Here is a 13344-nt window from a genome sequence, read left to right on the forward strand (position 1 = left end):
CATTTTCGATAAAAAGAAAATGTCTTTTTTACTGGATTTTTCCTTTTGGTTGCCAGTTTAATAAGATAACAGCCAAAATTATTAGAACTGAACCTATCATATCAGCTAAATAGAAATGCATATTAAAAACTAAAATAGAACCAATTGTGGCTGAAATAGGTTCAAAGGCATCTAACATACTTGCAGTTGTTGCCTTAACATAGCGTAAAGCACTAGTAAATAATTGAAATGGAATAATTGTTCCAATTACTAATACACATAATAATGGCACAATAGCTTGTGGTGCTAAAATGCTAGCACTAACGTGAGGATGGATAATAAACAATCCAACTCCTGCAATTAGTAATCCCCAGCCTGTGACGGCAGTTGGAGAAAATTCATGAATTAATGACTTGGGAATCAGAGTATTAGTAGCTACTCCAATCGCTGACAAAAGCCCCCAAAACAAAACTTGTGGAGTTATTGCTAAATGATTTATATTTCCATGTGTAGCAAGAATAAATACACCAATAAATGCAATAATCGTACAAATAACTTCAATTCTTCTAGGTGCTTGACGTTTTACAATTGTTAAGTAAAACAGTATAAAAAAAGGACCTATAAATTGAAGAATAGTAGCTATTGAAGCATCACCATATTTTATTGCTTCAAAATAACAGTATTGAACTGGAATTAAACCTAATAGTCCAAACATAATAATTGTAAAACTACTTTTTTTAGTTTTCCAAATTTCCATAGGCTTATCCTTATTTAACCAACTGAAAAATAGTATCACTAAACCACTTATAATCATTCTTATTTGACTTACAAATATAGGTGTATTACTTCTATCCAGGTTAAAAATGAATTTAGCAAAAATTCCAGATATTCCCCAGAAAGTACAGGAAATAATAATCATTATCGTCCAAAACTTTTTTTTATTTTCCATGGATAAAAATTTCCTTCCTAAAAACATACTCACTTATTATACACGGAAAATACTTGAATAAACAATTAAAATTCAATTAACTAAATATTATTTCAAATATAAATTAGTATCTCAAAATACTTTCACTAGTTCATCATTATTTTAGATATTAATAATGTTCATCCGATACTTCCATTGATCCATAAAAGTATCTTTTTGCCATTCATGATATTTGCGTTTTTTCTTTCTTACACCAACAGCTTGGTTAAGATAAGACGTACCTGCTATTTGGAAAGGTTCATGCCAACCGTGTACATGTCCATAAAATACATATTTAATTTCAGGATAATCTTGAATTAACTTGCCTAAATGTCGACTACCTAAAAGAGCATTTACCATTTCAAAAATACGAATTTCTTTGTCACTCTTTAAAGTAGCAGGTTTTGACCATAAAGCTTTACTATTAGGTACAAAATGCGTTACAAATATCACTTTCTTTTTAGCTTGTTTTGCTAAATCAAATTGTTGCTTGGATTGCTGTAAAGCTAATTGCTCACGTTCATTATCCGACATTGGTTGTTTTATACCAGCATCAATCCAATAAGTATTTTTCCAACGCTTAATCTCATCCTCAGTCAAAGTAGGGGAGAAACTATAATCATACCATCCATTGTTTCCAATGATACGCCAATCAGTATTAGGAATGTCAATGTAAGCATTATGCAGATAAAAATCAGAGATATTATTATTTTCTAGTTCTGTAAAAGTTATATTTTTCAGCATATCATGATTACCAGCAATAAAATAAACTTTCCCAGTAATTAAGGTATTTAGTTTTTCAAGATAATTCTTTGTCTTTTGAAAATCATTAAACATATCTCCAGCAAAAAGATAATATTCCACATTCTGTTTATTTAAATAATTAGCTTGTAAGGACACAATTTCATCAGGATCTTGTCGATTTACATCTAAATGGTTATCACTAGAAATTGCAATTTTCATAATTAGCATTCTCCTATTTGAATAATAGCTAGATTATAGGTGTAATTTAGATAAAAAGCAAATGATAATATATAATTTTTATGCTAAAATTAACTTATCAAGTTAAGAAGGGGGATTGCCACATGGATTTTAAGAAATTAGACCCTGAATTATGGCAAGCCATTGCAAACGAAGAACAACGTCAACAAAACAACATAGAGTTAATTGCTTCTGAAAATATTGTTTCAAAGAACGTTTTAGACGCTCAAGGAAGTGTATTGACTAATAAATATGCTGAAGGTTATCCTGGACGCCGTTATTATGGCGGATGCCAGTTTATTGATGTTGTAGAAAATTTAGCAACCGATCGTGCGAAACAACTTTTTGGTGCTAAATATGTCAATGTTCAACCTCATTCAGGTTCTCAAGCAAACGCTGCTGCTTATATGAGTTTGGTAGAGCCTGGCGATACCATCATGGGCATGGACTTAGCTGCTGGTGGTCATTTAACTCATGGTTCTCCAGTTAACTTTAGTGGAAAGACATATAACTTTGTTAGTTATGGTGTCGATAAAAAAACTGAAATGCTAGACTACGATGAAATAGCTAGATTAGCACGTGAACATCAGCCTAAATTAATTGTTGCAGGAGCCAGTGCTTATTCTCGAATTATTGATTTTTCTAAATTCAGAGAAATTGCTGATGAAGTAGGGGCAAAATTGATGGTTGATATGGCTCATATTGCCGGTTTAGTTGCGGTTGGTCTTCATCCAAATCCTGTTCCTTATGCTGATATTACAACAACTACTACACATAAGACACTCCGTGGTCCACGTGGAGGAATGATTTTAACTAATGATGAAAATTTAGCTAAAAAAATAAACAGCAATGTTTTCCCAGGAACTCAAGGAGGGCCATTAGAACACGTTATAGCCGGTAAAGCAGCTGCTTTTGGTGAAGCTTTAACACCTGAATTCAAAGAATATGGTGAACAAATTATCAGAAATACTCAAGAAATGGCACTATGCTTTGCTGATAATGAAAAAGCTCGTTTAGTATCTAATGGTTCAGATAATCATCTTTTACTATTAGATGTTAGAAACTTTGGTTTAAATGGTAAAGAAGCTGAAAAATTACTTGATCAAGTAAATATTACAGTTAATAAAAATTCAATTCCTTTCGAAACACTTAGTCCATTTAAAACAAGTGGTATTCGTATCGGTACACCAGCAATTACTAGTCGTGGCTTTAATGAGGAAGATTCATATCAAGTTGCTAAATTAATTCTTACAGTTCTTGCAAATAAAGATGATGAACAAGTTTTAGCTGATGTAAAACGTCAAGTTAAAGAATTGACAGATGCACATCCAATTTATGCTGAAGATTCAATTAGATAATTAATTAAAGAGATGTACGTTATTCCAATGTACATCTTTATTTATAAGGAGAAAAACTATGAATAGTAGTTTAATAGAAAAGTTTTGGACAGATTTCTGTAATAATCATGGTATTAGCAAATCTAGTCATTATGAAGCATATAGCTTTGGTGATCCAGAATCAGCAGATTATATAGCTGATTTAGTCAAAAATGGCATAAAAACAGCAACATCTTCAGCTTTAGAATTATATGAAGAAAATGAACGAATCCCACAAGTTGGTGATTATAATGTAATTCTTGATAGCCAAAATTTACCAATTTGCGTCACACAGACTAAAGTTGTTGAAATTGTACCATTTAATCAAATTATGGTTGAACACGCATATCATGAAGGCGAAGGAAATCGTTCATATGAATATTGGCATAATGCACATGTTAAGTTTTTTAATGCAGAATTTAAATCTGCTAACAAAGTTTTTACAGATTCTTCGCCAATTGTTTGTGAAGTTTTTGAACTCATAAAATAAAATTATGCTGTTAATTTTGCTTAATTAACGCTATTTTTAGCGTAATATCACCAAATACTTGAAATCAAATAATTACATAATAATAGGGGGCTCCCTGTTATTTTTTTATTTATCTAGTTTACATAATATACATTATCAAAAGTGTAATTAAAAGAAAAAAGGTCCCCCGAAACCGCCCCAGATAAAAAATAACGATTTTCAAACTAGAAAATCGTTATCCATAAAATTAATCATTTTTATCATACGAATTTATCAAATCTTTTTTGTCATTCCAAAACGGAACTTTTGCAACACCATTAACTTTATCTTTAGGAACAAATCCATAATAACGACTGTCATTTGAAACAGCTCGATTATCGCCTAAGACAAAATATGAATTTTTAGGAACTATAATTATTTTTCCTGTACCCAATGCTACACCTTGTTCTTCAACAGCAGCTTCTTGAATGTTTAATGTACCTTGTTTTTGCTGTTTCTTAGATATGTAGCTTTGAGATTCTTTTTTACCATTTACATATAATGTACCGTCATTCTTGTATTCTACCTTATCTCCAGGTAAAGCAATAACTCTTTTAACATAACGTGCGTTTTTAGCAACATCTGGACGTTTATCTACCCCATACGCATCAAATACAATCACTGAATCTCGTTTTATTTTAGCATGATGAATTTCCATAACTAATTCTTTGTCTTGTAAATTAGGAAACATCGAGATACCGTCTACTCGAACAACTGTAAATACAAAAGTTTTTATTAGTAATCCAACTAATAAGCCGATTGCGATGGGAAGAACCCAACCTTTCAATATTTTCACTTCTAACTCACCTTTCTGTTTTAACGTTAATCTGATACCTAGAGTATATAGTATATCGTATTAATAAAAAAGTTCATATAACTTAAAACATAATTTAACCTTTTTATGATATATAAAAAAGCTAAAGCATCTGCCCTAGCTTTCGAATATTAAAAATCTAATTTTTCAATATCTTTCATCCAACCTAAAGCAAGCGCCTTTTCACCTAAATGAGTTCCGATAACTGGTCCAAAGTAACTAACGTCAATTGGATAATCCGGATATTTCTCTTGTAATTTAGCTTTCCATTCCATAGCCATTTCTTCGTTATTAGCATGAAAAACTATTAGTCTCAAAGGATAAGAACGATCTTTGATATTTTCTTCAAATAAGTCCTCTACACGCTTTAAAGCACGCTTAGTTGAGCGAACTTTATCAAAAGCTACAATTTTATCTGATTCATCATCAAAAGTTAAGATTGGTTTTATTTTTAAAACACTACCAATAAAAGCTGAAGCATTTGATAAACGTCCACCACGAACCAAGTTTTGTAAATCATCAACAACAAAATATTCTTTAATGGTACTTCATAGTGATTCTAAAGTTGAAATAATTTCATCAACATCTTTTCCAGCTTGTGCCATCTTAGCAGCAGCAATAGCAAGATTTCCCATCAAACGAACTGTAATTTTCGAATCAAATGGTATTACATCAATATTCGTAACTTGCTCTCTGATATTTTCAATTGTTTGAACCAAGCCAGAAATTGTTCCGGCTAAATGAATACTAATTACAGCATCATAACCTTCATTTCCTAATGATGTATATAAATTAATAAGTTCTCCGATTGCAGGTTGAGATGTACTTGGAAATGATTCTGTAGTTTTTAACTTGCTGTAAAATTCTTCTGTGGTAATATCAATACCTTCATTATAAACCTTGTTATCTATAATAAATGGAATAGGAACAACTTTAATTCCATATTGTTCTGCCACTTCAGGTTCTAAATAAGCTGTACTATCAGTAACAACAGCGATTTTCATAAAGTGTACACCTACTTTTTTTATAATAACATTTATTATCATACCATAGATTATATCTACTTACTATCTAGGATAAGATAAATTTTAAAAATACCTAACTAATTAATTTGTTGTAAGCGTGTTGCTAATCTATTTAGTAAGATTTTTAGCAAGTTATCTTCTTCATCTGTCCAATGTTCAAAAATTTGTTGATTTAATTCTTCAAATTTTTGATTCATTTTATCTAAACTTGCTTGTCCTGCCTCATTTAGTGAATATGAGGATGCTGGACGAGAACGAATCTTTTCTTCTGTTCTTATTACTTCTTTTTTAATTAAACGCTTGGCATCAAGTCTAGATAATTGTCGACTCAATGTAGATACATCTAAATTAGTATTTTCAGCTAAAAGTTGTTGTGTATTGTAGCCTTCAACAATTAATCTTAATAGTTGCCATTCAGCTACCGTTAAATTAACTTGTTTAGCTCTTTTTTGTAATAAAGCTTGATAACTTTTACTTACTATCAAAAGGTTCTCTTTTGTACTTTTCATAGTCCTAACCTCACTTCACAGTAATCCTGTAAAATATTATGCTACATAGATCAGTAAATTTCAAATGTTTTTTGGTACTATCAAAAAATATTTGAAAATATAAAATGCAAAGTACATGCAAAAAATGAATATCTGGTATAATATCAATATTAGTGTGAATACCAAATTAGAACGGAGCTGATATCATTGACTTTTGATGGTTTATTCACTCATGCAATGATTCATGAATTAAATCAAACTTTACAAAATGGTAGAGTTACTAAAATATCTCAACCTTATCCAAATGAGGTAATTTTAACAATTAGAGCTAATAGGACTAATTATCCTGTGCTACTATCTGCTAATCCTCGTTATGCTAGATTTCAAATTACACAAATCCCTTATACTAATCCAGCAGTTCCAACTAATTTTACTATGATGTTAAGAAAATACTTGGAAAGTGCAAAATTGCTAGAAATTAAGCAATTAGATAATGATAGAGTTGTATATTTTGAATTTCTAACTCGTAATGAATTAGGAGATAAACTTCCTTTATTATTAAGTGCTGAAATCATGGGGAGATATAGCAATGTTATTTTAATCAATCAATCAACAAACAAGATTATTGATACTATCAAACATGTTGGAATGGATCAAAATAGATATCGAACTTTATTACCAGGTGCTACTTATCGTCAACCACCTACCCAAAATAAAGAGAATCCTTTTGAACAAGATTCAAATACATTTGAAGAACTTATACAAAAATACCCTAATCGCGAAGTTTTAGCTGACAACTTATTAAAGCAATATCAAGGTATTTCTAGAGATAATGCACTTGCTTTAGCAGATAAATTGCATGCTTCAAATAATTATGTCCAAACTTTCAATGATTTTCTTGCAATGACAGAAAATCCTATTCCTACAATGAATAGTAATAACTTCTCAATTTTCACTGATAATCCTAACGATAAAAAATTTTCTACTTTAAGTGAAATGTTGGATGTTTTCTATCATACTAAAGCTAATAGAGATAGAGTACAGCAACAAGGTGGACAACTACTACACGTTATTAGAAAAAATTTGCAGCGAAACAAGAAAAAGTTAAAGAAACTCTCTAATGAATTAAAAGCTACAGAAAACGCTGATGAGTATCGTATTAAAGGAGAAGTTTTAACAACATATTTGTATCAAATTAAACGTGGTATGACTAAAATAACTCTTCCTAATTTTTATGATAATAATAAAGAAATTACAATCTCGTTATCTAACCAACTGTCCCCTTCTCAAAATGCACAAAAGTACTTCAAAAAGTATCAAAAACTTAAAATTGCTGTTACTTTTGTTAATGAGCAAATAGAGCTTACTAAAAAAGAAGTTGCTTATCTAGAAGAAATACAAACTCAAATTGAATTAGCAACCCCTGCTGATTTAGATGATATTAAAACAGAGTTACAACAAGAAGGTTATATTAAGAAAAAGCAACAAAAAAGTAAGCGTAGTAGTAGAGTAAAAATTAATAAGCCTGAAACTTTTATAGCAAGCGATGGAACTGAGATTCTAGTTGGTAAAAATAATTTACAAAATGAAAAACTTACCTTGCATACTGCTAAGAAGACTGATATTTGGTTACATGCAAAAAATATTCCTGGCTCTCATGTTATTATAAAATCTAATAATCCTAGCGATGAAACTTTATTTGAGGCAGCGATGTTAGCAGCGTACTTTTCTAAATTTAGAAGTTCTGCTAATGTTCCTATCGACTATGTTCAAGTTAAAAATATTCGTAAACCTAATGGAAGTAAACCTGGGTTTGTTATTTATGAAGGTCAAAAAACGTTGACTGTTACGCCAACCGAAGACTTTGTATTGGAATTTAGACAAAATAAAAAGTAGGAATTATTATTCCAAAATTCTAATTGGGATAATAATCCTACTTTTTTAGTCTTCAATAATTTTAGTATAGATATTTTCAATTGTGTCAGTTTCAGCATCAACTATAAATGATCCATTGGAATATCTGTCATTTAATTGGTGATCTTCAGGTTTTACAGTTTCTTGCTTACCATCTGACAATAATAATACTAACTCTTGGTTTGTTTGAACTAATTCAGCAAAAATTATACGATGTGGCTTAGTCTTTAATTCTCTTAAAATTTGAACACCACGTCTTGCTCTTGTAGTCAATGGTACGTCAGCTACTTTCATCTTTTTATAACTACCGCGTTGAGTTAAGATAGAAACTTCGTCACTTTCAGATACTAAAATAACATTTGCTAATGTATCATCTCTTAAATCCATACATTTTACACCAGCAGCTAAAGCTCCATTAGTAGGGACTTCATCTAGACTATATCTCAATCCATACCCTGTATATGATGCACAAAAGACTTGAGATTTATCAGATTCAACTTGAGATACTGAAATCACTTCATCAGCATCAGTCTTTAATTTAACATATCGACTAGCACGTGTCTTATATGTTCGTCCTGGTTTTAAATCAGCCAATTTTACTTGTTTTATATAGCCCTCTTTTGTAGCTATTAAGAACTTTGCATCTTGATCTATACTTTCAAAAACAAAAGCATTTAAAACATACTCATCATTTCCTAGACCTACAGTTTGAGATAAATGTTCCCCTGTATCTTTCCAACGAGATTCTATAACTTCGTGAATAGGACGATAAATTAGGTTACCTTTATTAGTGAAAATAAACAGATGTGATAAAGTATTAACAACACTTTGTAAAATTGGATAGTCTTCATCTTTCAAACCGTTCTCATCATTATCAGATGCATTGAATGATCGAAGCGATGAACGTTTAACATAACCATCATGAGAAACAAGTAGCATTACATCTTCTTGAGCAACCATTACTTCAGTTTCGATCTTTAATGATGAAATTTCATCTTGAATAACAGTTAAGCGTTCTGAACCATATTTTTTATTAATAGCATTTAATTCCTTACGAATTACTTTATCAAGTTCTTTTGGATTAGCAAGGATATTCTCAAAATTAGCAATAGCTTTTTGCAATTCTTCTGCTTCTTTTTGAAGTGCAGTAACATCAGTATTTGTTAATCTGTATAATTGCAAAGAAACAATTGCTTCTGCTTGAGCTTCAGTAAATGAAAATTCAGATACCAAATTCTTTTTAGCATCAGACTTATTCTTAGATGCACGAATTGTTTTAATAACATCATCTAGAATAGATAAAGCCTTAATTAATCCTTTAACTATATGTTCTCTAGCTTTAGCTTTTTCCAAATCGAATTTTGTTCTTCTAGTTGTTACTTCACGTTGATGTTCTAAATAAGCTTCTAAAATTGTTTTTAGTCCTACATGTTCAGGTCGCTTATTATTGATTGCTACCATATTAAAGTTATAGGAAACTTGTAAATCTGTATTCTTAAATAGATAGTTTAGAATACCTTGTGCATTGGCATTTTTCTTTAACTCAATTACTACTCGAAGACCTTCTCTATCACTTTCGTCCCTTACTTCAGAAATGCCTTCTACTTTTTTCAATATTCTCAATTCATCAATTCGTTTGACTAAAGCTGATTTATTAACTTCATATGGAATTTCAGTAACAATAATTTGTTGCTTATTACCTCTGATATCTTCAATCTTAGTTTTTGAACGTAAAACCGCTCTACCACGTCCTGTTTCATAAGCTTTCTTAATTCCATCTATCCCTTGCAAAATACCGCCGGTTGGGAAATCCGGTCCTTTAATAAATTGCATCAAATCGTCTAAACTAGCATTAGGATGATTTATCAAATAAATTGCAGCTTCAATTGTTTCGCTCAAATTATGAGGAGGAATTTCAGTTGCGTAACCAGCAGAAATTCCTGTAGCCCCATTTACTAATAAATTAGGGAAACGTGCTGGCAAGACGGTTGGTTCATACTCTGTATCATCAAAATTAAGTACCATATCAACAGTCTTTTTATCAATATCTTGCAACATTTCAGAAGCAATTTGAGATAATCTAGCTTCTGTATAACGCATAGCAGCTGGAGAATCTCCGTCCATAGAACCGTTATTCCCGTGCATTTCAATTAACGGTTCACGTAATTTCCAACTTTGACTCAAACGAACCATAGCTTCATAAATAGAGGTATCACCATGAGGGTGGAAATTACCCATAACATTACCTACAGACTTAGCAGATTTTCTAAATGCTTTATCATAGGTATTTCCGTCTTCGTTCATTGCAAATAAAATACGTCTTTGAACAGGTTTTAGTCCGTCACGAATATCAGGTAAAGCACGTTCCTGAATAATATATTTAGAATATCTACCAAAACGCTCTCCCATAACAGCTTCTAGTGATAATTCTTGAATTTTTCTTTCAGTCGGCATTAATTACCACGCTCCTTACCGTTTTTAATAATCATTTTTATCAAATAAAGCCTCTGTATCCTTTAACTTATCGTCAGAAATTTCGCCATGAGCTCCTTCAGCGACAACTGTATCTAACAAGCTTCCATCTTCTTCTAAAGTAAATTTAACATTTTTTTCAATCCACTTACGACGAGGTTCTACTTTATCCCCCATTAGAGTTGTAACACGTTTTTCAGCTATTGTATCATCATCTATTCTCACACGAACCAACGTTCTTGTTTCCGGATTCATAGTTGTTTCCCAAAGCTGATCAGCGTTCATTTCTCCTAACCCTTTATATCTTTGTAAAGTGTATCCTTTTTTTAGTTCTTTAGTAGCACTTTCTAATTCAGCATCAGTCCATGCATACTTAATAACGCGCTTTTTCTTAACAGTTTTTTCAATCTTATATAATGGTGGTAATGCGATGTATACTCTCCCTGCATTAATCATTGGTCGCATATACTTATAGAAGAACGTTAATAACAATGTCTGGATATGTGCACCATCAGTATCAGCATCAGTCATGATAATAACCTTATCATAATTTGCATCATCGATGTTAAATTCTGCACCTACTCCAGCACCAATAGTATAAATCATGGTATTGATTTCTTCATTTTTCATGATATCTTGTAATTTGGCTTTTTGTGTATTTAATACTTTTCCTCGTAATGGTAGGATTGCTTGGAATTTTCTATCTCTTCCTTGTTTTGCTGAACCACCAGCAGAATCACCTTCGACTAGGAACAATTCATTACGCTTAGCATTCTTAGATTGCGCAGGAGTTAACTTACCTGATAATAGGCGTTCGCTTTTACGTCTCTTTTTGCCATTTCTACTTTCATCACGTGCTTTACGTGCTGCTTCACGTGCTTCGCGTGCCTTAATAGATTTTCGAACTAACTCTTGAGCAAAATCACCATTTTCCATTAAGAAATAACCTAATTGCTCATTAACAACACTATCAACAATTTGACGAGCTTCAGGAGTTCCTAATTTTCCTTTAGTTTGTCCTTCAAACTGTAGTAATTCTTCAGGAATGCGAACAGAAACAACTGCTGAAAGTCCTTCACGAACGTCACTACCTTCAAGATTCTTATCTTTGTCTTTAAGAAGGTTAATTTTTCTAGCATACTCATTAAAAGCCTTAGTCCATGCAGCTTTCATTCCAGCTTCGTGTGTTCCACCATCTTTAGTACGGACATTATTAACAAATGACATTATAGTTTCAGAATATCCATCATTATATTGGCCCGCAACTTCAACTTCGATACCATCTTTTTTACCTTCAAAGTACATGACAGGACCTAATACATCTTTATCTTCATTTAAATATTCTACGAATTCTTTAATTCCTTCCGCATATAAGAATTCTTCTTCAGTATATGGATCGGTTCTTTCATCTGTTAAAGTAATCTTTACACCCTTTAATAAGAAAGCAGATTCTCTTAATCTTTCTGCTAAAGTATTAAAATTATATTTTGTTGTTGAAAAAATATTAGCATCAGGTTTAAAAGTTACTTTTGTACCACTTTTACGTTTAGCTTTACCAATTTTACGTAAAGTTCCTACAGGTTGCCCACCGTTAACAAAATCTTCTTCATATTCAATGCCATCTCGAACAGTATTTACAGTTAACTTTGAGGAGAGTGCGTTAACGACGGAAGCACCAACGCCGTGTAATCCGCCTGAAGTTTTATAGTCGCCTTGGCCAAATTTACCACCTGCATGTAAAACAGTAAAAATTACTTCTACTGTTGGAATTCCCATTGAATGCATTCCAACTGGCATTCCACGTCCGTTATCGACTACTGTTATTGAATCATCTTTATGAATAATAACGTTAATTTCTTTGCCATAACCAGATAGTGCTTCATCAACTGCGTTATCAAATATTTCATATACTAAGTGATGTAATCCACGTGAATCTGTAGAACCTATGTACATCCCAGGACGCTTTCTAACAGCTTCTAGGCCTTTTAGAACTTGAATTGAGTCATCATTATAATTATTCTTTGGCATGCTCTTCTCCTTTCTGACTTTAAAAGTCACGTCTTTAATATCATATCGCATTTTTCTATCTCATATCAAGCAATTATATGGATAAATTTTAATTTTAATTAATGAAAAATAGTTTCTTTAATGTTAATATAGTGTATGAGTGACTACTTTAGGAGGAATTTTTTAGTGGATATAAAAATTATCTTAATGCTTATTATAGGATACCTTTTAGGATCTATTCCATCTGGTGTTTGGATAGGAAAGATATTTTATAATAAAGATATTCGTAACTATGGTAGTGGTAACATGGGTACTACTAATACTTTTAGAGTTCTGGGAAAGAAAGCTGGTATCGTTGTATTATTAATGGACATGTTAAAAGGAACTATAACAGCTTGTTTACCATTTATTTTCCACGTAAATGTTAGTGTGCTATTGATTGGATTATCTGCAATTTTAGGGCATGTATTTCCTATTTTTGCTGGCTTTAGAGGTGGTAAGGCGGTTGCTACAAGTGTAGGCGTATTACTTGTATATAATCCTTTATTCTTCACAATTGCATGGGCCATTTTTATCATTACTTTATATATTAGTAGTATGGTAAGTGTTGCTAGTATGTTAGGCTTCACACTTGTTTCTATCATTTCCTTATTTTTCAATGATCGAGTTTTAACTATCGTAGCCATTGTGTTAACTATATTCGTTTTTGCTAGACATTGGAAAAATATCGAAAGAATTAAAAACGGAACTGAAAATATGGTTCCTTTCGGTTTAGGATATCGAAGACGACAAAAAAATACAAAATAAACCTTT

Annotated in this window: 10 protein-coding genes and 1 pseudogene; 4 read left to right on the top strand and 7 right to left on the bottom strand. The window is 31.6% G+C overall.

The window, feature by feature from the left end; all coding sequences use genetic code 11:
• Positions 1 to 28: 28 nt before the first annotated feature.
• A complete protein-coding gene (locus tag FC55_RS00210; RefSeq protein WP_003704634.1) occupies positions 29 to 928 on the bottom strand; it encodes a DMT family transporter in 900 nt (299 codons plus the stop codon).
• A 141-nt stretch (positions 929 to 1069) separates the two neighbouring features.
• On the bottom strand, positions 1070 to 1909 hold the full coding sequence (locus tag FC55_RS00215) for a metallophosphoesterase (protein WP_035149784.1): 840 nt from the start codon (positions 1907 to 1909) through the stop codon (positions 1070 to 1072).
• A gap of 122 nt (positions 1910 to 2031) precedes the next feature.
• On the opposite strand from FC55_RS00215, the gene glyA reads away from it, so the two are divergent.
• Complete coding sequence (gene glyA / locus FC55_RS00220; protein WP_035149781.1) at positions 2032 to 3285, top strand: serine hydroxymethyltransferase; 1254 nt, start codon at positions 2032 to 2034, stop codon at positions 3283 to 3285.
• A 58-nt stretch (positions 3286 to 3343) separates the two neighbouring features.
• Positions 3344 to 3793 carry an ASCH domain-containing protein gene (locus FC55_RS00225; protein ID WP_003700226.1) on the top strand — a complete coding sequence of 150 codons (450 nt, stop codon included), beginning with the start codon at positions 3344 to 3346 and terminating at the stop codon, positions 3791 to 3793.
• A 226-nt stretch (positions 3794 to 4019) separates the two neighbouring features.
• On the opposite strand, the gene lepB is transcribed toward FC55_RS00225, so the two are convergent.
• The 3 genes and pseudogenes from lepB to FC55_RS00240 all read right to left on the bottom strand — a co-directional run bounded on the left by lepB (position 4020) and on the right by FC55_RS00240 (position 6159).
• Positions 4020 to 4607 carry a signal peptidase I gene (lepB, locus tag FC55_RS00230; protein ID WP_003700224.1) on the bottom strand — a complete coding sequence of 196 codons (588 nt, stop codon included), beginning with the start codon at positions 4605 to 4607 and terminating at the stop codon, positions 4020 to 4022.
• Between the two features lie 149 nt (positions 4608 to 4756).
• Positions 4757 to 5629: pseudogene (locus FC55_RS00235) on the bottom strand (DegV family protein).
• Between the two features lie 98 nt (positions 5630 to 5727).
• Positions 5728 to 6159: a MarR family winged helix-turn-helix transcriptional regulator gene (locus FC55_RS00240; protein ID WP_003700220.1), complete on the bottom strand. Its 432-nt coding sequence runs from the start codon at positions 6157 to 6159 to the stop codon at positions 5728 to 5730.
• Positions 6160 to 6345: 186 nt separating this feature from the next.
• Here FC55_RS00240 and FC55_RS00245 point away from each other — a divergent pair, with 186 nt between their 5' ends.
• Positions 6346 to 8034: an NFACT RNA binding domain-containing protein gene (locus tag FC55_RS00245; protein WP_003700218.1), complete on the top strand. Its 1689-nt coding sequence runs from the start codon at positions 6346 to 6348 to the stop codon at positions 8032 to 8034.
• Between the two features lie 45 nt (positions 8035 to 8079).
• On the opposite strand, the gene parC is transcribed toward FC55_RS00245, so the two are convergent.
• Entirely contained in the window at positions 8080 to 10506 is a 2427-nt protein-coding gene (gene parC / locus FC55_RS00250) for a DNA topoisomerase IV subunit A (RefSeq protein WP_003700217.1), read from the bottom strand.
• Positions 10507 to 10530: 24 nt separating this feature from the next.
• On the bottom strand, positions 10531 to 12552 hold the full coding sequence (gene parE / locus FC55_RS00255; protein WP_003710138.1) for a DNA topoisomerase IV subunit B: 2022 nt from the start codon (positions 12550 to 12552) through the stop codon (positions 10531 to 10533).
• A 165-nt stretch (positions 12553 to 12717) separates the two neighbouring features.
• Here parE and plsY point away from each other — a divergent pair, with 165 nt between their 5' ends.
• Positions 12718 to 13338, top strand: a complete 621-nt coding sequence (plsY, locus tag FC55_RS00260) for a glycerol-3-phosphate 1-O-acyltransferase PlsY (RefSeq protein ID WP_003703540.1) — start codon at positions 12718 to 12720, stop codon at positions 13336 to 13338.
• Positions 13339 to 13344 lie beyond the last annotated feature (6 nt).

Source organism: Ligilactobacillus salivarius DSM 20555 = ATCC 11741, from assembly GCF_001435955.1.
In the GTDB taxonomy this organism is placed as follows: domain Bacteria; phylum Bacillota; class Bacilli; order Lactobacillales; family Lactobacillaceae; genus Ligilactobacillus; species Ligilactobacillus salivarius.

What these genes read in the sequence shown, in the direction of transcription:
- FC55_RS00240 (WP_003700220.1), bottom strand. Translation starts at nt 6,159, where the DNA reads ATGAAAAGTACAAAAGAGAACCTTTTGATAGTAAGTAAAAGTTATCAA.
- parC (WP_003700217.1), bottom strand. Translation starts at nt 10,506, where the DNA reads ATGCCGACTGAAAGAAAAATTCAAGAATTATCACTAGAAGCTGTTATG.
- FC55_RS00215 (WP_035149784.1), bottom strand. Translation starts at nt 1,909, where the DNA reads ATGAAAATTGCAATTTCTAGTGATAACCATTTAGATGTAAATCGACAA.
- FC55_RS00225 (WP_003700226.1), top strand. Translation starts at nt 3,344, where the DNA reads ATGAATAGTAGTTTAATAGAAAAGTTTTGGACAGATTTCTGTAATAAT.
- FC55_RS00210 (WP_003704634.1), bottom strand. Translation starts at nt 928, where the DNA reads ATGGAAAATAAAAAAAAGTTTTGGACGATAATGATTATTATTTCCTGT.
- parE (WP_003710138.1), bottom strand. Translation starts at nt 12,552, where the DNA reads ATGCCAAAGAATAATTATAATGATGACTCAATTCAAGTTCTAAAAGGC.
- glyA (WP_035149781.1), top strand. Translation starts at nt 2,032, where the DNA reads ATGGATTTTAAGAAATTAGACCCTGAATTATGGCAAGCCATTGCAAAC.